This is a genomic window from Candidatus Hydrogenedentota bacterium, assembly GCA_035416745.1.
Classification (GTDB): Bacteria; Hydrogenedentota; Hydrogenedentia; order Hydrogenedentales; family SLHB01; genus UBA2224.
Map to the genome: position 1 here is coordinate 142,727 of DAOLNV010000002.1, position 23,922 is coordinate 166,648.

9 protein-coding genes are annotated in these 23,922 nt (G+C 61.6%); 6 read left to right on the top strand and 3 right to left on the bottom strand.

The annotated features are described in order from the left end of the window. Positions 1-520 precede the first annotated feature (520 nt). Positions 521-1,918 (top strand): hypothetical protein, encoded by a 1,398-nt coding sequence (locus PLJ71_01680; GenBank protein ID HQM47363.1) that lies wholly within the window; start codon positions 521-523, stop codon positions 1,916-1,918. A 341-nt stretch (positions 1,919-2,259) separates the two neighbouring features. Here PLJ71_01680 and PLJ71_01685 read toward each other — a convergent pair whose 3' ends face one another. After that, entirely contained in the window at positions 2,260-5,091 is a 2,832-nt protein-coding gene (locus tag PLJ71_01685) for a beta-galactosidase (protein ID HQM47364.1), read from the bottom strand. A 254-nt stretch (positions 5,092-5,345) separates the two neighbouring features. On the opposite strand from PLJ71_01685, the gene PLJ71_01690 reads away from it, so the two are divergent. Next, positions 5,346-8,858, top strand: a complete 3,513-nt coding sequence (locus tag PLJ71_01690) for a glycoside hydrolase family 2 TIM barrel-domain containing protein (GenBank protein ID HQM47365.1) — start codon at positions 5,346-5,348, stop codon at positions 8,856-8,858. A 301-nt stretch (positions 8,859-9,159) separates the two neighbouring features. Here the strand turns inward: PLJ71_01690 and PLJ71_01695 are convergent, their stop codons facing one another. Together PLJ71_01695 and PLJ71_01700 are read right to left on the bottom strand one after the other, a co-directional pair. After that, positions 9,160-11,880, bottom strand: a complete 2,721-nt coding sequence (locus PLJ71_01695; protein HQM47366.1) for a DUF6067 family protein — start codon at positions 11,878-11,880, stop codon at positions 9,160-9,162. Between the two features lie 143 nt (positions 11,881-12,023). Next, positions 12,024-13,562, bottom strand: coding sequence for a twin-arginine translocation signal domain-containing protein (locus PLJ71_01700; protein HQM47367.1), 1,539 nt, complete (start codon positions 13,560-13,562; stop codon positions 12,024-12,026). 191 nt (positions 13,563-13,753) lie between these two features. Here PLJ71_01700 and PLJ71_01705 point away from each other — a divergent pair, with 191 nt between their 5' ends. From PLJ71_01705 to PLJ71_01720, 4 genes are all read left to right on the top strand, one after another. Further along, positions 13,754-16,357 carry a malectin domain-containing carbohydrate-binding protein gene (locus PLJ71_01705; protein ID HQM47368.1) on the top strand — a complete coding sequence of 868 codons (2,604 nt, stop codon included), beginning with the start codon at positions 13,754-13,756 and terminating at the stop codon, positions 16,355-16,357. Between the two features lie 85 nt (positions 16,358-16,442). After that, positions 16,443-19,604: a hypothetical protein gene (locus PLJ71_01710; protein HQM47369.1), complete on the top strand. Its 3,162-nt coding sequence runs from the start codon at positions 16,443-16,445 to the stop codon at positions 19,602-19,604. Between the two features lie 205 nt (positions 19,605-19,809). After that, positions 19,810-20,667 (top strand): hypothetical protein, encoded by an 858-nt coding sequence (locus PLJ71_01715; protein ID HQM47370.1) that lies wholly within the window; start codon positions 19,810-19,812, stop codon positions 20,665-20,667. A 263-nt stretch (positions 20,668-20,930) separates the two neighbouring features. Further along, a complete protein-coding gene (locus tag PLJ71_01720; protein ID HQM47371.1) occupies positions 20,931-23,645 on the top strand; it encodes a sigma-70 family RNA polymerase sigma factor in 2,715 nt (904 codons plus the stop codon). Positions 23,646-23,922: the final 277 nt, after the last annotated feature.

The window sequence follows — 23,922 nt, forward strand, 5'->3', positions numbered from 1 at the left end:
TCGGGCACAAGCTCATCGGCCGTGCTGGACACCTATTCTCTCCCCTCTCCTACCCGAAGAGAGCATCCATTAGCAGCTTTTTGACTGAAACTCCGTCTCGCGGACCTGGAGCGAAAAACGTTACTGCTTACCCGTTCGATAATTAAGTCACAAAAACTGAAGAAAATGATGGATATGAAAACGGTGAAATGTGTGATTAACAACGAAAACACCGATAAATGAGGATATTGACAATTTAGATGCCGTGTGATAGCTTGGCTTTCGGTATCGGGGGCTTTCAAAGAAACTCAAGCAAGTGTCGGGTTGGAGATACGGGAGGAAGGTTTTGTGTCGCCGGTCATGGAGACCGATTACCACAAGAGATGCGCACACACCGCGCTCCCTCCTGCACTCTCTTCGAAATCTCCATCCCGTCCCATCGAAAGGGGGTGATACGGAGGGCAAAGAACGGATTTCGCCTTGCGGCAGTTCCATGCGGGGTTCGAACAACAATTGCAGCTTAAAGACAAGGAATGTGGTTATGATGAACATTTCACGCGGTTCGAAGTGTTGGTCACGTTGCATTGTGTTCGTGGGAGTAATGCTGGCGGTTGCAGTGATGAGTCCGCCGGCCGGGGCGGTGAATTACAACTCAAGCACCGCGATCATGGTTTACATTCATGGCTTCGACAATGACGGTTGGACCTACACGACTGAATTTGGCAACGATTCGACCATTGACGACATCGCCGGGCCTGTCAGCCAGATCGCGGCGTTTACGGGCCGTCCCACCAACATCGCGAATCCAACCGCGCCCAATCAGGTGTGCGGCGCCACGTACTACGGAACGGTTCCTCCGCCCTGGTACACGGCCGATGACATCGCGGCGGATAACGCAGCCCCGCAGAGGGTGCCGAAGTACGCGTTGCGCATGGCCAAGTACATCAAGCACGTGATCACACGCTCGGGCGCTACGTCGGCAATCATCCTGTCGGGCAGTTTCGGCACGGAAATCACGCGCTACATGATCGAGCACAATCTGTGCAATCTGGCGAGCGATCAGCTTGTCTCCCGCTGGATGCCGATCGTGGGCGTATTGTGCGGCAACTGGGCGGCCAGCAGTCTCCCGTACAACGATTTGGCGTGGATCTTCGGTGAGAACCCCTCCCCCGACATCGACGATATGCAATATGACTGGGTGAGCGCCAACATCTCGGCCAACGAAACGATGAACTCGGCGTATTACGGGCCGATCATCATTAACCAGTTTGTGGCCACCGCGGACGGCGACGGCTATATCACGGCGCTGTGCAACCAACCCAACGACGGGACAAACAACGTCGATGACTGCAAGTTTCACGGGTACACAACGTCCGCGGCGCTGCATGCGGCCACCGACGGCACCCTGCAGATGCCGGGACTCGCGTACTACCCGACCGTTCACACGGGCATCGTTGATCATATGGGCATGTGGGCCGGCGTCGTGTCCGCCGCGGAAAACAACATCCGCGTCACGATTACGCTCACAAGCTTCTATGCTAAGGTGAATGGAGACCTGTTCGGCGACAGCGAATGGATTTTCTCGGCCCGCACGACTTCTCCCCGGGCAGCCACGTTGTGGGGGGTTACGGTTCCGATGTCCGATTTGAACGCGGATGACGGCGTGTCCATCAAGCTCGAGATGAAGAAGGGCAAGACGAAGTACCCGAATTGGACGGTGTTCGACATGATCATCCCGCCCGGCGAAACGCAGCTCAATTTCGCGTTCAATCCTTATGAAATCGACTTCTATAACAAGTTCTACGATGAGTACGAAATCGGCTCGACGAAGAACATGGGCCTTACCACGGCGACCCTTACTGGCAGCACTTCGACGTTTACGCTGAGCAACAGCAACTATACCGCTGTGTTCAGCGTGGCCATCAAGGCCGTCTACTGAGCCGCCGGAATCAGAAGACGCAAAGAGGCGAACCGTGCATTTCGGTGCATGGTTCGCTTCCTTTTTGTCACTGCTTGCCGCCGGCACATCGTTCAAACGGACGCGAGGACATGCGCATTTCACCTTCCGGGACATGGACGCCAAACACCCGTGTTTCCGGAAACCGCATCTGTGGTCTGGCATTCCCCGGCGCTCCCTGGCCCCAATGACGGGACGCACGACGGCAAGGCGGAGCCGTCGGGGGATGATCGTGTTTCGGGCGATTGGCAAAAGGCTTCTGTTGACAGCGCTTCGCGTGGTCAAGGGATGGATTCGACAGGCGTCAGGGTTGCCGCAAGTCCCTATGTCCCATCTTTGACAGCCACAGGTTCCAGAGCAAGCAAGACGGGCTCCATCGGCAATACAGTCAACGGGAACGTGACTTCCTCGCGGTTGATCAAATCGACTGCGCGTTGAATCGGCGTTTCCGCGACGAGCCGCACAGGCCTTGACTCCCGGGTCACGTTCAGCACGCTTACCAACAACCGGCCGCGATGCTCCGCCGCCCGCACATTCACTCCCCAGACCGGTTCGCCGTATGGACCCACGAGCCGAAGGGGCCGTGCCGCGCACGCGGCGTCGAGCAGGCGGTCAATAACGTCGCGGTACGCTTGCGGCGTCAAGGGATCGGGGTAGTCAACCAGCCTCCCGCTCCCGGACTGGACAAGTCCTTGGCTCCGGACCCGGCCGTACTCGTCGTGCGTGAAGCAGGGTCCGACGGTCATGACCACGCCGCCGGCTCCGATGTACTCCTGGAACGCACTCATGACTGCGTCGGGCGTATGCGCCGCCCGCGGCACGATCACGAGCTTGTACTGCGCCAGCGCACCGGCTTCGATTTGCCGTTCGGTGACGAAATCGCAAACCGCCCCAGTGAAATACGTCCCCTCGAAGGCGGCCCGGGCTTCTTCGACATAGTCCATGGACGGCAGGAGGGAAGAGTATGCGTACAGGACCGCGAGCGGCGCCTTGGCGCGGCTCAGCGCGTAGACCTCGGGTGCGAGCCGGTTCAGGTCGAGCGCCACCCGGCCGAGTGCGCGGACGCAGTTGGCCCGCGTGAGGATGTTTTCGGCGAAATCCCCGTCTTGCGCGCGTTCCCACACCCAGGTGGTGGTGGCGCCCTGCCCGTGGAGCGCCTCGTGCCAGTACACGGTGCGGATGTAGGATTCCGGCATGTAGCGCGCGTCCCCATCGGCGATCAGATGGTTCTCCGAGTTGAAGATGGGATTATCCGGCGCCGTACAGTGCTGGAGCGAGTAGTTCATGGCCATGTTGAGCCATTCGCATGCATATGGGCCCGGCTGCTCGCCGCGGAAGGCATACGTGCAATCGTTGCCGGCGATTCGGTCAATCTGGTTGAATCGTTCATAGTCGATGCCGACTTCGAACCGGCCAGGATCTTCGAAGGCATGCGACATGACCTTCGCATGCACCGGCAAGTCCGGAGCGTAGCGGTGAATGCGTTCGCGCAACATCTCATGAAACGCCAGGAACTGCTCCTGGTTGAAGCGGCAGGCGTCAAAGAACAGCCCGTACCCGCACGACGCGTCCTTGGGGAGCTCGACGTCTTCAAACTGGCGAAAACCGGTCCCATACGCATCGTTTGCCGCTTGGATGGGGCCCCATTTCTCCTTCAGCCAGGTCTGAAACAGGGCACGTTCATAGGCGCATTTGCCTTTGTATTGCGGCTCGTTGGAAAGGCAGATGCTGTGCAAAGCGGGATGTCCGGCTATCAGCGGCATCAACGCGTCCAGCCACTTTTCCATCACGGGGCGCGTATTCGGCGCCTCGATGCAGAACTTGAGGAACCCTTCGCCGCAGAGTCCGTGCGCCGGGTCCGCGTCTTTCGCCCATTGCGGGAAATAGTGCGGCGAGATCAGGAGGTTCACCGCCACGTTGTGTTCCGCCGCTCGGTCTAACCATCGCACGACGTTTTCCCGGATGGCGTTGACGTCGACCGTAGACGAGTCCGGGAGGCCATTACTCGGCCCCATCTCGATCTGGATGATATTGAGCCCGTACTCGTTGAGGATGGGGATGTCGTTGCGGACCTGTCCAAAGTGGCCGACGCCGGTGAAATAGACCGGCCGGCCGTGCTGCCAGAATGCCCCGTCCCTGATCGTGACCGGCGCGGTTTCGTACCGGGGCGCGGAAAGGCCCGGCGCGGCATCCGACACAAGCAGTTCCGCTTCCCGAATCGCGCCGGCGCACACGCGGTCAAGGTACGCGGCCGCCTTCAATCCACGGAGTTGGTGGGTGAAATTGCTCGCGGCCAGATCGTCACGCACGTATTGGAGAAAGCTCTCGACGACGCGCGCATCGGCGGCCGGATACGCCATGTCGCGGCCGGCCGCGCGGCCCTGGCTGAGCCGCTCTTTGAGCGCGGCAAGCTGCCGCGCCGTCTGACCAAGGCGCTCTTCGAGGCCGGCGCGATCGCTCAACAGGATGTCGCGGGCAGCGGCCACCGAAGCGAGAAACGCATCAGGATTGCATGCCTGGTAGGCGGTCATGTCAAGCGCATGTATCGCCTCCTGCACCAGGACGCGCCAATGCGCCGCTTCCGGCCCGGGCACGTAGGCAGCGTCCTGCACTGCCGCGTCAAGGTCTTTTACGAGCGCGCGCAGCGCGTCCACCATAGCCTCGCTGGCGCTGCAGACCAGATACGTCTCGTACAGCTTGCCGTAACCGGCCCGGTTAACCGCTTGCAGCGCGACCGTAATGGTCTCGCCGGGTTGCGCGTTCTCCGTCAGAACAAAATCGCCGTTCGCCCATTCGAACTCCTGCCGGAACACGCCGTTTACATAGGCCTTGGCGCCGTTGTCGACGCCCGCCTTCATTCGTATGACAGCGCCTTTGGCGGGAATCCCGTTGACCTGCTCCGGCACGGTCACACGCACACGAAACCATCCCGTGGAATCGTGCGGCCGCCATTCGAACCCCAAGCCGGCGGCCTGCCACTGCGAATCGTCAAAACCAGCTTGTTCCGCTCCCGGCGCATCGCCCAAATGCCAGCGCCAGCCGAGAATGCGCGAGTCCAGCAATTGATCCAACTGCTCGCGCGTCACTTCCGCCAGGCTCGTTGGAGCGATGCCCAAGAGCAGGACCGCCGCGCACAGACACATTCGCTTTCCCATTTCGAATCCCCTTACTTTCCGCCGGATTCTAATCCCATGGTCTTGAAAGCCGCAATCCGTCGCACTATGCACAGAGCGGGTGCAGCCGTGCCGCGGCGCGCCGCGATTCCGGCATACGGGCACATCTCGATATGGCCGAATCCTTGATCAAGCCAGCGAGTATACGACAAAATGGTGCCGTTTCTCCGTCTATTGGCGCAAGGCTGGCACCTGCCGGGGGAATCCTCGGGCAAAATTTCCGGAAAGGATTGGCAATGAGACACGGAATGAGCGTCTTGAATGGGCTTGTCATTCTCACAATCTGTTTGGTTTGTCCGGTCACATACGGTGCGCCGGCCCCCCCGAACCCGGTGATATCCCTCGACGGGGAATGGCTGTTGGCAACCGATCCCGGAAACGTCGGGCAGGCGGAGAAGTGGTGGTCGTCGCCCCGGGCCGACGCCAAACCAACCAAGGTGCCATGGATTATCCAGGACGCCTTTCCCGGCTACCACGGGGTGGCCTGGTACTGGAGGAGCTTCGAGGCGCCCGTCAACCCGCATCCCAACGGCCGGACCCTGCTCCGCTTCTGGCAGGTGGACTACAAGGCCGACGTGTGGCTGAACGACACTCCCGCTGGCTCGCACGAAGGCGGGGAATCGGTGTTCATATTCGATGTGACAGACATCGTCAAGCCGGGCGAAACAAACCGCCTGGCCGTGCGGGTGCTTAACCCCACGCACGAGCCGATCGATGGAATCGTGCTAAAAGAGACGGCGCACCGGAACAAGGCCCTCCCCTATTCGTCCGGCAGCGCCTGGGACCAGGGCGGCATCTGGGACTCGGTCGAACTGTTGCTCGTGCCCCAGGTCTGGATTGAGGACCTCTTCGTCCGGCCCGACTGGAAGACTGGCCAGATTCGGGTCCAGACCAATATACGTAACGCCGGGTCCGATACAGTCACGCCGCATCTTCAATTTGCGGTGGCGCCAGCCGCCAGCGGCGAAACGCTGGCCGTTGCCGGCCTCTCGCCCGAGGCGGCCGCCGGTGACACGCTCGTCGAGACCACCCTGCACGTGGACCATCCGCATCTTTGGAACCTGAACGACCCGTTTCTCTACCGCGTGACCGCCCGGGTGTCCACGGCCCAGCCGCCGGAAAAGAATCCGCAACTGGGCGTCCACGAGCACTCGGTCCGCTGCGGCTTTCGCGACTTCCGTCTTGAGGACGGCTACTTCCGGCTGAACGGCAAACGGCTCTACCTGCGATGCTCACACACGGGCAATTGTTGCCCCATTGGCCTCGAGATGCCGCACGACCCCGACTTTCTGCGGCGCGACCTGATCAATCAGAAGATGTTGGGGTACAACGCCATCCGGTTCATCTCGGGCGTGCCCAAACGATACCAGCTCGACATGGCCGACGAGATCGGCTTGATGGTTTATCCCGAGGCCTATGCGGCCTGGTGCCTGGCCGACTCGCCGAAGATGAAGGAGCGCTATAACGAATCGGTTTTCGGCATGGTCCGCCGGGACCGCAACCATCCCTGCATCACGATGTGGGGGCTGCTGAATGAGACGCCTGACGGGCCGGTCCTTCGCCACGCCGTCAGTGTCCTGCCGGAACTGCGAAAGCTGGACGACTCGCGCGTCGTGCTGCTTAACAGCGGCAGTTGGCATTCTCACGGGGGTACCACGGCAGGCATCAGGGTATGGTCCCCGAACGACCGGGACAACCCGTGCGTTACGCTCAACGGGACGGACCACGTCATCAAAGCGCTTGGCATCACGTGGCAGCCCGGACAAATGGCCTTCCATCCGGGCCGTGACGGAGAATATGCCGTGGTCCGCTGGACCGCCCCGGCCGATGATACGGTCGATTTCTCGGCCGTATACAAGACCATCGCAGAAAAGGCCACCACCAGCGTGCATGTCCTGCACAACGGCAAGCCCCTATTCGAAAGCCTGATCAACCTCGAAGACAAGGGGCCCGAGTGCAGCTACTCCGCCTCTCTCGAAGTCCGGGCGGGCGATACGATCGACTCTGCCTGCGGCTGGGGAAACGGGGACTACGGCGCGGACACCACGGCGTTAACGGTCACGATCACGTCCGCCTCGGGCAAAGCCTGGAACGCCGAGAAAGATTTCTCGATCGAGCACAATCCCAACGGCGCGTGGAGCTACGGCGTCCTCCAGCCGGCTGACAAGCCCGCCGCCGGGAGTTTCGCCCTGTTTCCGTTCGGCAAGACGGAGGAAAGCATTGGATCCATCAGCAACCCGAATTCGAATGTCTGGGAAGACATCCTGAGCGACCAACACCCCTATCAGCGGGTGCCGCATACGGCCTCCGTCATCCAGACCCTTCGCACGGTCAGCGGCAACGGCAAACCCGTGTTCATTTCGGAATGCGGCATCGGCAGCGCGATGGACCTGCTCAGAATCGTCCGAAAGTACGAGCAGGCGGGCAAGACCGAGGTCGAGGACGCGCAGCTCTACCGAAGCTGGCGCGACCAGTACATGGCCGATTGGGAGCGGTATCGCCTCGCCGAGGTCTTCGACCGGCCCGAGGACTTTTTCCAGCAGAGCCTCGCGCGGATGGCCGGACAACGGCTGCTCAGCGTCAACGCGGTGCGCGCGAACCCGAACTGCATCGGCCATAGCCTGACCGGCACGGTCGACCAGGGCATGACCGGCGAGGGCGTGTGGACGACGTTCCGCGAGCTCAAACCGGGCGCCACGGATGCCCTGTTCGACGCGTGGGCGCCGTTGCGGTGGTGCTTGTTCGTCGAGCCCGTGAACGTCTATCGCAACACGCCCGTCAAGTTGGAAGCTGTCTTGGCTAATGAAGACGCCCTGGCGCCGGGCGACTATCCCGTCCGTCTGCAGGTGGCCGGCCCGGACCTTGCCCGGGTCTTCGATAAGACGATCACCGTCACCATTGCCGATCCGGCCAGCAAGCCGGAGCCGCCGATGGTCATGCCGGTGTTCTCCGAGGATGTGGTCATCGACGGTCCTCCGGGGACCTATCGTTTCCTGGCCACGTTCGAGAAGGGCGCGGCCGCTTGCGGCGAGGAAGTCAAGTTCTTCGTCGACGTGGCGCCGGAGGATATGCCCAAGGTCGATACCGAAATCGTGCTGATGAGCCACGACAGCGAGCTGTCCGAGTGGCTCACACAGCGCGGCATCAAGAACCGTCCATACGCGCCGGGACAGCAGACCGCCCGCGAGGTGATCCTGGCATCGGGCGCGCCCACTGCCGAGCCCGGCGTCGTTTTCAAGGACCTCGCACAGCGGATCGCGCGCGGTTCGACCGTCATCTTCCTGACGACGGACACGTACGCCAAGGAAAACGAATCAACGGGCTGGCTGCCGCTCAGAACCAAGGGTAACGTGTCCGGCATCGCCCGGTGGCTCTATCACTCCGACGAGTGGTGCAAAAGCCACCCGATCTTCGAAGGCATGCAGGCGGGCGGTTTGATGGACTACAGCTATTACCGCGAACTGATCCCCGACGTGGTTTTCATGGGCATCGAGCCAGCCGCCGACCCGGTCGCTGGCGGGATCAATGCCTCGTGGGGCTACCAATCCGGCCTTATGGTTGCGGTATACAAGCTGGGCGCGGGCGAGTTCATCCTGAACTCGCTGCTCATTCGCGACAACTTGGGCCGGGTTCCGCAGGCTGAACGATTGCTCCGCAACATGCTCCGGTTCGCCGGTCGCGACGTGGCCCAGCCGCTGGCAGACCTGCCGGCTGGGTTCGACGAAGAGCTCAAAGCGATGGGCTACTGACGAAGAAAGCAGGCGATGGAGAATCCGAGCCACCCCGCGGCGGCGCGGCACTCGTGCCCCTCCGGGGCTGAGGAGGCGGTCATGGGCTACGGCCTGCCGCCCCTACGGGGCTCCGGAAGCCGCTTTCTTCACGCGCTGTTGTGGCGTGGTGTTCCTGGGAGCGCCGAGCGCCAGCTCTGCTCATTCCTACGACCAAAGCGTCCAAGAAACAATGATTCGCGGGCGAGTGCGCGCAACTTGTTCAATGGGCGGGCGGGAAAACCCGCCCTCCGTTGCGCCAGTCTTGTTGTGGCAGGGGCAGTCATCCCCTGGCCTCTCCCCGCGGCTGACCTGTGGGTCGTACCCAGATGACTCGAAAGTCCAGCGAGTTCAGTCTCTGCTGGATTACTCCCTCTGCGGTTACGCCGATGTCGCGTTCCGATATGACGTCCCATGCGGACAGCTCTCCCGATAGTTGGAGGTTCTCCAGATTCAAGCGCACCTGGACAACCCGGGGTTCTCGCGCAAGGTTCGCGATTACGGCGACCACGCCTTGGCTGCCGCGGCTGTACAGACTCACTTTGGTGCCGCCGGAATCGGTCGTCACGGCGTTCTCATTGTTCCAATAGGGCAGCCACGCGGCCTGATGCCGTCCAAATTCGTCCATGGCGTGCCAGAGTTTCGACTCAAGCTCGAGGCCTCCGTTCAGACTGCCTCGCACTAAGACGTCGTGGAGGAGCGAGAAGGACATGGCTTCCGAGTAGGTATAGGGCTGGCCGTAACACAGCAACTCCGCGGGAATGCCCCATTGATGCCCCATGAACTCGCATCGGAACGTTTCCAGCGGCAGCACATCGAGGGGCCACGGGCCTTGCTGGACGCCGCCAAGCTGTTCCCCGTCCCAGTAGCTGGTGGCAAACGCGAGAGTGGGTGTCGTCATGCAGGTAGACGAGTGCACGTTGACGATTCCGTCGGGCTTCCGGCTCTTTACGATGGTCCAGATGCGTTTCATGAGGTCGCGCGTCGAGAAGAAGGTGTATGTTGGGCCGACAGTCCCGTCCGGCCGCGCATAACCGCAACCGTGCTTTACGTTGCTGCACGGCCAGGGGTATTCGGTACCATCGAGGTACACGCCGTCGATGCCGTATTCGTCCATGGCCCGCGCGATGCCGTCCGCCAGGAAGTTCTGCCAAACGCTTCTATAACAGACGCTGTAGGCGTGTTGTTCCGGCATGCGGTGGTATTCGCCCGTTCTCGGGTAGACGAGGCATTCATCGCTGTAATCCGGCCACTCGGGCGCAATGTCGGACATCTGATAGCCGAAGTAGAGAACCATCCGGATACCTTTCTCATGACATGCCTGGACGAGGTTATGTAGTTCGGCTTCGTGCGTCGTGCTCGTGTAGTTCTGTATGTCCGTCCAGTGTTCGTGGAAGCAGACTGTCCGGACACCGAGTTCGGCCAACCGGTCCAGCACGGTTTTCGGACGGTCTTCGCCGCTTGCGCCGAACGATTCGCCGAACTTGCCGGGCTTGGCGACGGCGTCCGTGAGCCTGCCGGGAATGCCTTTTGCAGGGAGCGTGTTCTCGAGCGAAGCGGTCAATCCGTCGAGATGGTCCAGCAACAGAGTGTGTTCATCGGCTTCCGGCGGTTTCGTCAGATCGAAGGTTTGACGGGGGATATCGGAGATTCGCAGCTCATCCATGTCGAAATGCCCGATCAGGCTTTTAAGAATCATCTGAGCGTTATCGAGGGAGGCCGCGAGCGTACCCTTCCAGGGGCTCTCGGCAACCTTCTTGCCGTCATTCCACACGGCCATCGAGTCGCCCCATGTAAGCGCAACGTGATGCCATTCGCCTTTCTGCCAGTCGCATTTCGAGCACACAAGGAGCGGGAAGGTGTCCTTCTGTTTCAGGTAGGCCCGCATCCCGCGGTCGTCGATGTTCCAATAGAACCCGATGGTGCTGTCCGAGTCGGGAAGCGTCAGAGTAAAGAATTCGCGGTTGTATACCCCCCGGGTTGCCTGGTCCTTGATTTCGACGCCGGGGTCAAAGTTGACCTTCAGCCATGCTTCGAGCGTCCCCTGGTCCAGATTGAAGTTGCCCTGGGCGGGGTAGGCGATGCTCGCCGCCGGATTGTACGGGGCGTCCTGGATGCCGTAGCCGCCGTGGTGGCAGATGCGGAAGTCCCACACGTCCTGGGGATTGTCGCGGACGGGCGTTGCCTGAAATCCGAACGTGTAGTCGAGGGGTTTGTCGAACTCGATGGGCTGGGTCACGAGGTTGACGCGCAGCAACGTCTCGCCGTCGCCGGGGACAATTTGCGTCGCCTTGTTCGCGTCCGCGAGGAAGAAATTGCGGTCAGACTCGGAGTACCAGCCGAGACCCCTGGACTCGTCACCGAGCCAGACGTAGGGCAGGAAAGGCACATCGAGCGGTTCTGTCGGCGCGGGGCCGGCATTATTCACTTTCCCCCAGCCGCCGGGGAACGTGTAGAGATAGCGGGCATGCTCGCGCTTGACCGGCACCTCCAGGGCGAGTCTCTGAAGCGTGGTCTTCCCGTTCGGGACGAGTTGCCAGTCCGAACGGATCATGCCATCGAACTCCACGGCCACCGTGCCGTTCAGTTGCGTCTTGTCGGAGCCCGCCTCCGTGAACACCCGTACAACGCCGTCGTTGATCTTCCGGACCTCGGTCTTGCGGGGAGTCCAGGAGACCTCTTGCCCGCCGATGACTGCGACAAACCGGATGGGACCGGTCAAGAGGGAGGCTTCCGCGCTTGTCACTTCTACGGGAGCGGGCAGCCCATCGAAACGGTATCGCCGGCCCCAGGGCCGCACGACGGTGTCTTGGATTCCAACAGGTTCCCATCCCGGCAACAGGCCCTCGTTCACGCCCGCCTTTGAATCAAGCCAAACCGGCGGGGACGGCGTGCCTTGGGCGTCTGCGGCCGCCGCGAGCAGCTCATCCTCTGCCGCGCCCGCCTGATTTGCCGCGCATAGAATGCAGAGTGCCAAGACCACCCGACACAGCATCCGTTTCATGATCTCCTCCTGAAAGTCAGCGTTGAAACCAGGTTTGGCGCCTATTCGAGCCGCTGAAAGCGGCTGTTTGACAACCAACGGCGCCGACCTCGAGTACGGGATCAGCCCGACACGCCGGGGATACGCCGTGTTCTTGCTCGAGGTCACGCCGGCTCGCTGTAGTTGACCCATTCCATGCCGCCCAGCTTCTTGAGTGCGTAACCGGCCTCTCGCAGGTAGTCTCCATAGACCACCTGTGCATGAAATCCCTCGATGCGCTCGGTAATGCGCTTGACATCGCCGTCTATGGCAATATCCATCTGCGAGCGGCACATCGGCAGCGCGGGGGAATCAACAATCGTGCCGCGGAATCCGTGCCAGCGTGTGCAGTGCAGGTCCGGCTGGATCAACGTGACGGTCTGGCCCTTGGCATACTCGACCTTGCTGGCCACGCCATAGTCGGATTCGAAGTGCGTCATAAGGGTGACGGGTTCCAGGTTATGGCCGTCCATCTTCATGGGCGCGGCGCAATGGGCCACCGTGTAGATGCCGTGGTGTGGAAAGTGCGTGTTGCACACGAACGACGGCCTGGATGCAATCCAGCGGAGCAATACGCCGGGCATGGTGTGGCTGAGGTCGGTGTGGCAATAGGCCGTGTAGCCCGCATCGTTCGCCAGCGCCAGAATCAGGCATGGCGGCGTATCGAGCATGGCGATCACGTCATGGTTCATGCAGCGGTCGAACCCGAAATTGAATGCCTTCTTCTCCTCGAGTAACGATTGGCAGACTTTCCAGGCTGCGAAAGAATTGACCACGAATCTCCGCTCGGTTTGAAGCGAGATTTGTGGATTGGAGAGAAAGCGGTCTGTCTGTTCTTCGACCGATTTCATGAACTCAACGTCATCCCGTGCTCTTTGAAGCCTCTGCGCGAAATCCTCGCGGGGAACCACTTCAATTTCGTAACCCCAGAGGTCTTTGGCAACGCGCGGGCCGTTTTCCTGAGCGGGACCGCTGTATGCGGTCAAGCTGCCGATGGCAAGGACCTTCGTGCCTCGAGCATTCTTCAGCCCGTACAGAGCACGCAGCCGCCATTGGAGCTCGGCATAGTCGTCCACGACCACATCCCAAACATCGAAATTGGGCTCGGCCATGGCGTCCTCGTGATGTCGAAGCACCCGCCAATGGACAATCTCGTGGTAGAGATAGTAGGGTCCCGACTTGTGGCGCAGGAACATGATGTTCGGCTTCCCGCAATTGGCCAGTTTCCAGAACCACTCGACCGCGCCGCCCGCGGCATACGGCATCAGCACGTCCGCGTCGGATTCGGCGATGACCTTGTCTATGGCAGCCTCATTTTCGGCCAGAACCACCGGCCGGGGGGTAAGGGGGAACTCGGACGTCTCAGCCAACGCTTTCAACTCGGCTTCGATGCGCCGCGCTTCAGCGGCAGCCAGCTCCGCGGAGTGGATCGCGCCATAGGGGCGCCAGCTCGTCTTTTCCCCGCGTTGGGGCGTGTCGTAGCTCAGAATGGGCTGGACAACGATGGGTTTGCCCGGGGGCCAGTCCTCAGGCTGGACTTGTGAAGCCGGTTGAGAACCGGCGCCGGAAGCCAGCAACAGTCCGCCAACCGTTGCCGAGCCGCCCAGGAAACCCCGCCGTGTCATTGCGAAACTGGACCCAGGCTGTTGGTCTTGGTGCTTCATCGTGAACCCCTCTCGTATGTTTGCCCGCTCCCGTGATACGTAGTGAAATCCTACGTTCTCGCGCCGAAAGCTTCAATTTTCCCTGGCTGCGCGGGCTGTTCTCACTCTTCGAAGGTTCCATGTATGATGAGGACCGTGGGCGGTAGGATGCTGGCTGGCCGGTGTAGAATCGCCCGGAAAGGGTATTGGACATGCTCTGTGGAACACGTGTGCTGACACGCGGCAGGTTCGGCTTGCTCTTTGGCGCAATGGGTTTTGTTGCACTCGTGCGCGCCGCAGCGGCGGCTGAAACCCTCCCCTTTTACTACGCCCACGCGATTGTGGAAGACGGTTTGGGCGTGGCCGCACCTTGGTACAGTGGCCAGAATGGGCAGATAGATTATCGAATCCAGCGCGCGGCTGAGGTGCTGTTGAACTCCGGGTGGTCCGTCAGGAAGGTGGGCAATGGAACGTCCGTGACGACCCCCACGTGTTTCTGGGGCGAAGGCGACCTCGACCCGGGATGCGTCCAGCGCGCGGCGCGCGCCCTGTTCGCACTCGTTGAATACTATCACTATTCTGGCGACCCGGCCGCCCTCGGCCACGCGGAGAGCATCGCGAACACGGTTCTGGACCTCTGCCAGACGGCACCGGACCACCCGTGGCCCCAATTCCTCATGAGCGTCCCCTACGGCGGCATAGGGAAGGACGGGAAGGTTACTTCCGCGGCATACATCCAACTGGACATCGCGGCGGAGTTTGGGGTAGCGCTGCTTCGCGCTTACCAATTGCTTGGAAACGAGCGATGGCTCACGGCGGCCCAACATTGGGCCGAGGTGCTTGCCGAGAAGCGCGACCACGACCCGGGCGCCCGCCCGTGGCCCCGTTACGCCAATCCGGAGGTGGTGCCGTGGGCGAAAGACAATCCCGCCGGCAACCTCCAGACGGGAGGCGTCGTCTACCTGCTGGCGTTGTTCGATGAACTAATCAAGCTGGGGCATACAGGACGGGAGAATGGTCTCGTTTCCGCACGGGAGGCGGGCATGGCGTACCTCCGGGATGTTCTGCTTCCAGCCTGGGCCGTCAACGATACGTGGGGCCGCAACTACTGGGACTGGGAGAATCCGGTCCAAGCCCAGGTGACGACGGATTGGGCCGCCCGCTACCTCATGAACCACAAGGAGGAATTCCCGAATTGGAGGAATGACGTCCGCAACATCCTGTCGCTCTTCCTCAACCATTCCAGCGCCTCGCCTGAATCGCGGGGGAATGTCTATCACGGGGCTTGGCAGTTTCCCGAAGGGTGTGGATGCTGCGGGCGCTCGCTGGCGTGGGGTCCAATGGAGCTCGCCCTCGATTTCGCTCAGTATGGTGTGGAGGCGGATAGTGAATGGGCCCGGGAACTTGGACGGCGCATGGTGTTACTCGCGACCTATGACGTGGACGCATCAGGCGCCTACCAAGACAACATTGATGGCGGCGTCACGGTCGGGGATTTCCCGATCGTCCAGTACACGACCCTCAAGTGGGTGCACAGGACCATGTCGTGGTTGCCGGAGCTCCTTGGGCCGAGTCGCGAGAATCACATCATGCGCAGCACCGAAGTAGTCAATACCGTGCAATATGGGGCGGGCCGGGTTGCGTATAGCGTGTTCGCCGCGCCGGCAAACACCACGGACGTCTTGCGCCTGGCATTTGAGCCCGAACGTGTGACGGCGGACGGCGAACAGCTGCCGTCCCGCTCCGACCTGGCCGAGAACGGCTATGTCGCGAAGGCGCTTGCAGGCGGGGATTACCTGGTGACGATACGGCACGACGGCCGGCTGCGCGTCGAGGTGACCGGAAATGATCCACAGGCCGCGGTCGACGATGCCCAGCTGGCATATGAAGGCGAGTGGACGGCGCGCCCACAGGAACAAACCTTCGAAGAGGGAATCCACACCACCGCATCCCGAGGGGCAAGGGCAAGTTGTACGTTCGTTGGCAATCAGGTGCGGATTGTAGGCTCCGTGGGCCCCGAAGGCGGATTGGCTGATGTTTATATCGATGGGGAGAAACAGGCGTACGCGATCGATTTCTGGAACCCGCGCACGTTGCACCAGCAGCTCGTGTACCGGAAAAACGGCTTGACGAACACGCAACACACGGTCCAGCTCGTAGCGCGCGGAGAGAAGAACCCTTTGTCGGCTGGCGCCGTGGTTGCCGTAGACAGCGTCCAGTACTCTGCCGCCGGGCACGAGAACGATTTCGGCGAAGGGGGCGGCCCGACCACTGTGCAGCGAATGATCTTCGGCTACACGGGCCGTACGGATTACCGGGATACCCAAGGCAACTTGTGGCGTCCGGGCACCGAGTTTGCAGCGCTGACCGGGCATTTGACCGATACTGTCGCAAAGACATGGTGGACCACGAAGCAGGCCGTTGCCGTTGCAGGAACACCGGACGGCGAACTTTACAGCTACGGCGTTCACTGGCCTGAATTCGTCGTGAATGTCACGGTTGGCCCCGGGACCTACTATGTTCGCCTGAAGTTCGCGGAAACGCAGTATGCGCAAGCGGGACAACGCGGAATCACTGTCGAGATCAACAAACAGCCCGTAGTTGAGGATTTCGACGTGTTCGCCACGGCAGGCGGCGCCAACAAGGCTGTAGACCTTGTGTTCAACGGTATCGAACCCAGGAACGGCGTCATTGACATTCGGTTTAGAGGCAATGTGATTGAGAGTTGTCCGCGTGAAGCGATGGTTCAAGCAATAGAAGTTGGCCCCGGAGACGGCGGCCGGGGCGCTGTCCCGCAATGTTTGCCGGGAGGTTGACACGGAATCAGCGTCTGGCAGCGAAGTGGGCCAACGGGTTTCCGGGGCCAGTGGCGGAATCTTGTATTGGCGAGGAGGGCTGCGTATGTCCGGTTTTCTGTTCTCCGTAGCGATAGCTGCGCAGATGGTCACGGGTGCGGGAGAACCCCTCGCGGTGCTCGCCCTCTACAACCCCACGCAATGGGAGGGTCCCTGCCCCGTCGAAATCGCCACGGGCCGCATCGCGACGCCCGGTCTTATCGACTGGGGAAGCGTCGCGCTCCGATTGAACGGCGCAGACCTGCCCTTCGCTCTCCGGGAAGGGCGTGCCCATTGGAAGGCGGGGCTGGCCGCCCCCATTGAATCGCCAAAGGCAGAGGACTTGCTGGTGTTCTCGTGCAGCGTGCCGCCAGAGACGTGGGCGCGGGTCGAGATCGTGCCGGGGATGGCGGACGGCACGCCGGCCGTGTCGCGCGCAGACGGCCTCGTGACGGTTCGTTACGAGAGGCTCGAGGCCGTAATCGGGGAAGACACGAGCATCCTGGCGAAGCTCTCGCTGTTTGGCACGCCCGTGCTGGCCGGGCCGCTGGCCATCGCGCCGCGGGCGCTGCCGGACAACGCCTATACGTTCACGGGTCCCATCGGTCCGGGCCACGCCCGCGCGGAGATCAGCATCGCGGACGGGAAGCCCTTGCCGTACACGGCACGGCTCGTCTCGGTCTCCTCCTCGCCAGTCTTCACGGAACTGAATTTCGTACTGACCTGTGCCGACAGATTTTCCCTGGGCCTGACTTACCGGTTTCGGTCGTGCGGGGTCGCGGAGATATGGGCCGATGAACGGCCCGTCGAAGGACCAAGCCCCTGGCGCCATCATGCCGTAACGTACGCCCTCCTCTTGACGGGCGACTGGGAACCCCTCCCCTATCTCGAAGACCGGCTGGTTTTCTACGGCTTCAAAGACTTCGCGGCTGCAATCCAGCAGACCGCGCGTCATTACGGCCATTGTTTCGAGCTGGGCGAGGAATACGTCAACGGCCGCCGGTGGGTCCGGCGCCTGATTGGCATCCCGCCTGACAAACGCGACAAGGCGGATGCACTGCTCGAACTCATCGACAAGGGTTTCATTGTCGACGTGTCGCCGGTCACGGCCCCCGTGGCCGGCGGTCACGTGACGGGGCCTGAGGGTACCGCGACGATCGTGCGCGATCTCCAGGAAGTCCTCGGCGCATCTCCCGGTGACGCGACTCCTGTAAAGCTTGAGCTTAGCGAAGATGCCCGGCTCGAGGGCGACGGCTTCGCGATCAGCTCCAACGGTGCCGGGGGCATTCTGGTCCGGGCGCGTACCCGCCTCGGGCTCGGTTCGGCCGTCAGCGCGATTGCAGATTGCCGCGGACGCCATCCCGAGTGTGGTGTCCCGCTGATTGCGCGCAATCCCGTGGTCTCCCTGCGCGGGGGCGGGTTTGGCGGAGGCACGTTCGAGGTCGATTTCCCCTATGGGACGGATGAAGAGTGGGAGCAAACGTTCGACAAGCTTCTCGATTCGGGCATGAACATGTTCTGGTGCCTTGGCATGTGGGGCAACTGGAAACTGCCCGTCAGTTACAAATACATGCCTGAACTGCGCTCTGACGACCCCGAGGCCTATGACGAATCCTCGGGGACGCTGTTCCGCGAGTTCGCGCAACACCGCGACCACGGCCTGAAACTCATTCACTACCTGCGCGAGCGGGGCGCGGCGGTGGGTCTGTGGCTGCCCATCGGCTGTGTGCCCACGACTTTCGCCCAAAAATACCCCGAAGCGATGATGCCGGAGAGCTTCGAGCAGTTCTGGGGCCGGGCCAAGGGCATCCCCTGCTTTACCCATCCCAAGTACATTGAATACCTCGATGCATTCCTGCGCGAAGTGACCGAGACCTACCCACTCGACGCGATCATCATGGTCCGCGACGATAACGGCGGCTTGTGCACCTGCGACCGGTGCAAGCAGTTCGTAGCCCAGTCGCGCACCCAAAGCGGCGCATGGGAACAGTACCTGATCATCTATCAACGCCTGAAAGAGGCCGGTTTCGCCGGTAAAGTGGGCGTCTACCCGTATTTCGACGGGCTGACCCCTGAGATCGACGCGCTGCTGCCGGAGGATTTGTTCCTCGCCGGTCATGGCGCTTCGACGGCCGCCCTGACACGCAACCAGGAGCGGATCGGGCATATGGCCGACACCTGGCTCGACAATCTATACACGAACTTCCGCCTGCCGCCGTCGCCCCGCATGCGCCGGTTTCTCTCGGACCGATGCACATTCTGGATAGGCGGAGCGTACCGCGGCACCGAGTTGCCGTGGGAGTCCATAGGCTACTTTGGCTGGGAACCGACGGCTACGCCCAACAGCCTGCGTTACGAGTGGGGCGTGCGCACCTTTGGCCGGGAGAACGCCCTGACCTTCGCAGGCATGTCCGATGCTTACGAACATCTGTGGGAGATTAACGCGCGGCACATGCTGCCCAAAGTCTGGTTGGAGCTGCGCCCCGGCGAACGCCAAGCGGTCACCGCCGAAGCAGAGGCCGCACTTGCCCGCTACGAGGAACAACTTGCGCAGCTTGAGCAGCAGGCGGGCGGCGAGAGGCACAGCGCGTGGTTCAAAACGGTCCGGGTCTTCCCTGCGTTCATGCGCTATCACCTGCGCCGGCTGGATGCGTTCGCCAAGGTCTACAACACGGTCCGCGAGCATAGCGCGGCCATCGACGGCGGCGGCAATCTGCCTGAAGAAGTACGGCTGCAACTCCTGGCGGAGTACCAGTCGATGTATGCTTACGCCCGCAAATACGCGAACGCCCTCGAGCAGGCGCCGGGGGGGATGTTCGAGGCGACACGCAACATGACCATGCCGTACAAGGAATGGATGGCCGGATATGACGGCTGGCTGGACCCCTTGCTTGACAGGCCCCAGTTCGCGGGGACGCTTGATGCCGAGCCCGTGACCCTGACGCCCGGCCAGCCGTTCACGTTGCGGCTCGTTCTGCGCAACACGGGCATCTGCCCATGGATTGCGGAGGCCGGACAGCGCTTGACCATCGAAGGCGCCAGCCAGGCCGGACTGCCCGAGGCATGGGTATACGATGGGGAGCCGGCGGCGCCGGGCGACACGCGAACAATCGAGTTCGAGGGTCGCGCCCCCGATACGCCCGGCAAAAGCGAACTGACCATCGTCTTCTACAACCCGTATCGTGTGGCCGGGAAGATCGCCGAGAAGAAAGTGGTGCTGTCACAATGATTCACAGGACCCGCAATAGAGGTGCTGCGCGTTCCGGGCGGGTGCTGCCCACATGACCCGGTTCTCTTTTCTCTCGTGAACCTGTTAGAGTACGGCTGGTGCCGATACGCCTGCACAACGGTCTGGATAACAGGGATTTCGGGCAGGGCGCCGGTAGACATTTCAACACATGACAGGGGCTCGATTCCCGGGAGGTAACAGGCTCATGCGCAATACGCTGCAACTCATGTGGACAATGCCCATGGCGCTTGTGGTTAGTGCCGCCGCAATAGCCAGCGAAGCCGGTGGAGAGGCCAGCGGGACCGTGCAGGCCCAAGTCATCCTGACCGTTTCCGAAGGCAAACGGCTCATCGCCAAGGCCGTGGCACAGATGCCCGAGGTGAAGAAGGCGTTGCAGGACGGTATCGTCATTATCGGGAGGGGCACGACAAACACCTATGTGGCCGAGGAACTCACCGGCCAGAAGATTGCCCATGGTGCGTACGTCATCGGCTGGACCGGTCCGGCCCAAGGAACCAAAACCATGGATTCAGCAGAACGGATAGACGATATCGTGCTGGTGAAAGGCAAGGTGCAGCCGGGCTTGAGCATGGATGACGCTCTCAAGGAACTTAAAGCGGGCGATGTTGTGATCAAGGGAGCGAACGCGTTGAACCGTCAACGCAAGACGGCTGGAGTACTCATTGGCGGGGGGCCCAACAGCTCGTCCGGCACCACCGGCAAGTTCATGTCTGTCGTTGTGGGCCGGAAGGCGCACCTTATTATCCCCGTTGGTTTGGAGAAGCAAGTAGACGGCGACGTGGTCGATATTGCCAACAAGATGCGCGAACCGCTCGAAAGCCTGAACGACATTCCGTCGATGTTCCTGTTGAACGGCCAGATCCTGACTGAGATCGAAGCCCTGGAACTCCTGGCTGGCGTATCGGTCTTCCAGGCGGCCGCGGGCGGAGTCGGCGGCGCCGAGGGCGGGACTAGACTCATTTGCCGCGGAACGCGCGAGCAGGTGCAGCAGGCGCTTGCCATCGTCGAGTCTATCCAAGGCGAACCTATGTTCCTGGAATAATCGCCACAAGAAAAACCGGCCGAGACATACATGTCAATCCGGGACGGTCTGCGCGTGTTATCCTGAGACCTTTGACGGGCAGCGCGTAACCGGTCCGTGTCCCGCGCCGCCGCCCCCTGCTGCACTATCCCTTCGTGGACTAAGGAACCTTTGGGTATCTTCCCCATCATCCGTTGAAACCACCCGCAGAGCCCCTTTTCCGGCATCTAACCTTTCCGCGGCTCCCGGCATCAATTACAATGGAAATAGTGGGAGAAATGGACATGACAGAACGCGATGCTGATCAGGTGCGGCGGGCGCGGGCGGGGGACCGTGCCGCATACGGGGCATTGGTGGACGCCTACCAGGGCATGGTGTTCGCCACGGCCCTGAATATCACCGGCAACTACAGCGACGCCGAGGACGTGGTGCAGGACGCGTTCCTGCGCGCGTTCGAACGGTTGGGCACGCTGGTAGAGCCGATGAAGTTCCCCGCATGGCTTCGCACACTGGCGAGCCGGTCGGCGCTGCAACTTCTCCGGAAGAAACGCCACGTGGCGGCGTTCGACTTGGACGAATCGGCCGGCGAACAGACGGCATCCGGGGCCGAATCGCCCGCCGAGGCCTATGCGCGAGCGGAGTTCGCGCGGCTCTTGTGGCAAGAGGTGGGCGAACTCCCGCCCAAGACGCGGGAAGCGGTCCTTCTCTTCTACATGGAAGGCTATTCGGTCAGCCGCGCCGCAGCGTATTTGGACTGTTCCGAAGGGGCTTTGAAAACACGGCTGCACTTTGGACGCGAGAAGCTCCGGCAAGCTTTGCTGGAGAAGGTGGAGGCTGAGTTGCGCGATCACCGGCCCACGGAGAAGACGCGAAACGCCGTACTGGCGGCCCTGCCGCTATCCGTTGGCGGCTCAACCGCGTTGATGGCGCCGGGCAAGGGTGCGGCCTCCGCAATGCTCACTCTGACCCCTTTCACGGTGGGGGTCACGGCCTGCATTGTTCTGGTGATGGCTGGTCTGGCGGCATTGGCGCTCTGGCCGAAGATTCCGGCGCCCGATAGTGCGCCTGTGGAACCGCTGTCTGTCGCGGACAGGGCGGATGACGAGCACTTGGCCGCATCCGAGCCGCCCGAATCGGAGAAACCGTTCGAGGACACGCCGCAGGCGGCGGCCCACGAGAATGCTCCCGCGGAAGAAGCGCCCGAAGGGGCTTGCAGCATCGCAGGGCGCGTTTTCAACGCGCAAACCGGCGAGGGGTTGCCGGGAGTCGAGTTGAGCGCGCGAGGCGGCGATACGCGCGTCTCCGCGACGACAGACGCGGCGGGCGCGTTCCGGTTCGAAAGATTGCCCGCCCAGCGGTATCGGGTGTTCTGCGGGAAGGCCAAAGGCTACTACGAACTCGAGCACGGCGAACTCCAGGAAGTCGATCTCGGGGAGAACGAGCAATTCGAGGGCCTGGACTTTGCGCTGCAGCCCGGCGTATTCGCCTCCGTGTCGGGACACGTGCTACTACCGGGCGGTTCACCGGCTTCGGGGGCCAAAGTCGTGGCATTCACGGATTTTTCGGCTCCCGGACGGCCGCAATCGGTCGAGTGTACGGCCAAAGAGGACGGCACCTTCCTTGCCGAGGAACTGCAAGTGGGGGCGGTATTGCATGCCAAGGCCAGCGCGGAGGGCTTTCGCAGCAGACGGCAGGGTCCGTTTCATCTGCCCGAGGACGGAATCGAGGACGTCACGATTTGCCTGTATCCTGCCGGGAGCATCTCGGGAGTGGTTGTGGACAAATCGGGGCGGCCCATTTCCGATACGGACATCGGGGTAAAGGCGCAGTGGTGGGAGAAATACGAGGGATCGACCGCCATCCAGGAAGCACAGGCTAAGACAAACGCGGACGGCACGTTTGTGTTTGAGGAACTTGAAGCGGGCGGCTACCTGTTATGGGCCACGTCAGAATCGGAAATGTCAATGTCGTATGACGGGCTTTGGCTGGAACCCGCCCCGGAGGACCTGGTGCAGGTGGACGAAGGCCAGCACGTGACCGGCGTTACCGTGGTGTTCGACTACGCCAAATACAAGCAGAGCCGCGAAGCCGAAGCGCGGACTGCGCCGCCCGAACCCTCGGTGGACGTTACGCCGTCCGATAGACCGGTCTGGGGGCGCATCGAAGGCCAGGTCGTGCGGGCCGGCTCCGGCGAGCCGGTGACGTCGTTTCGGCTCTCCGCGCGCGGAGACGGACGATATGCCGAGGCGGTCAATGATCCGGAGGGGCGGTTTGAGGTCGAGGGCGGAGAAGAGGCGCGGACCACCTTGCACGTGAGCGCAGCAGGCTTCGCTTCCGCTCAGACGCTGGTCGAGAGGCCCGAGGGTTCGGCGGCCGCCGTCCAGGTGACCATACGCATGGAAGCCGCCTGCATTGTTGACGGAAAAGTCGTCGATTGGAACGGGAACCCGGTTGCAGGGGCCGTCATCTACCTCGACGGGCTCGGAAACCGGGAAGCCATCGACAATCGGGAAGACGCCCGCGTGAAAACCGGCGGCACGTTTCGCCTGGATGCCTTGGCGCCGGGCCTGCATCGCTTGTATGCGCTGCATCCGGACTTCGCGTTCGCCTGGGCGGATGTCGAGGCCAGAGCAGGCAGGCCCGCAAAGGTGACGATCCCTCTCGCCCGCGGCGGCAACATCGAAGGAGCGGTGACGCGCGAAGGAGAACCTGCCGCCGAGATATGGGTGCGGGCGCTGCCCGATACGCTCCTGGATTGGCCCAATCTGCAAGATGTGGCTAACGAACTCATGGCTAAGCAGGTTTCCCGTCTATACGCACGAACCGACGCCTCCGGCGCTTATGCCCTCACAAACATCCCGCCGGGACGTTACCTGGTAGCCGCCGACAGCGAGTTCGGCGCCATACAGGAGAAAGCGAACCGGGCGGGGGCGGAGGGTTTGGTGGAGGCAACCGTTGAACCAGATATGGTTACGCAAGTTGACATCGCGCTAAATTGAATTTATTGATTGCAACAGGCCTTGCCATTATGTTTGAATCAATAGTTTGTCAACTCTGAATAACTCTTAATGGAATTGCCGTTTCCTGCGGTACGCATGAAGCCTTACGCTGCTCGGCAGAGCAAGTTCACCCCAAAAGAATATAAACAAAAACCATAATATCAATTAGACCCTGCATCGTCACAAGTCTTGTATTTCTAAGGCTTTCCGCACATTCTCTTAGAAATGGCAGACAAAATTTCTTGTGGCCGTCCTGAAATGGCGGAGTTGGCAAGAC

Bases quoted from the DNA above. Each gene is read 5' to 3' on its own strand.
- PLJ71_01680 (HQM47363.1), top strand. From the start codon at position 521: ATGATGAACATTTCACGCGGTTCGAAGTGTTGGTCACGTTGCATTGTG.
- PLJ71_01685 (HQM47364.1), bottom strand. From the start codon at position 5,091: ATGGGAAAGCGAATGTGTCTGTGCGCGGCGGTCCTGCTCTTGGGCATC.
- PLJ71_01690 (HQM47365.1), top strand. From the start codon at position 5,346: ATGAGACACGGAATGAGCGTCTTGAATGGGCTTGTCATTCTCACAATC.
- PLJ71_01695 (HQM47366.1), bottom strand. From the start codon at position 11,880: ATGAAACGGATGCTGTGTCGGGTGGTCTTGGCACTCTGCATTCTATGC.
- PLJ71_01700 (HQM47367.1), bottom strand. From the start codon at position 13,562: ATGAAGCACCAAGACCAACAGCCTGGGTCCAGTTTCGCAATGACACGG.
- PLJ71_01705 (HQM47368.1), top strand. From the start codon at position 13,754: ATGCTCTGTGGAACACGTGTGCTGACACGCGGCAGGTTCGGCTTGCTC.
- PLJ71_01710 (HQM47369.1), top strand. From the start codon at position 16,443: ATGTCCGGTTTTCTGTTCTCCGTAGCGATAGCTGCGCAGATGGTCACG.
- PLJ71_01715 (HQM47370.1), top strand. From the start codon at position 19,810: ATGCGCAATACGCTGCAACTCATGTGGACAATGCCCATGGCGCTTGTG.
- PLJ71_01720 (HQM47371.1), top strand. From the start codon at position 20,931: ATGACAGAACGCGATGCTGATCAGGTGCGGCGGGCGCGGGCGGGGGAC.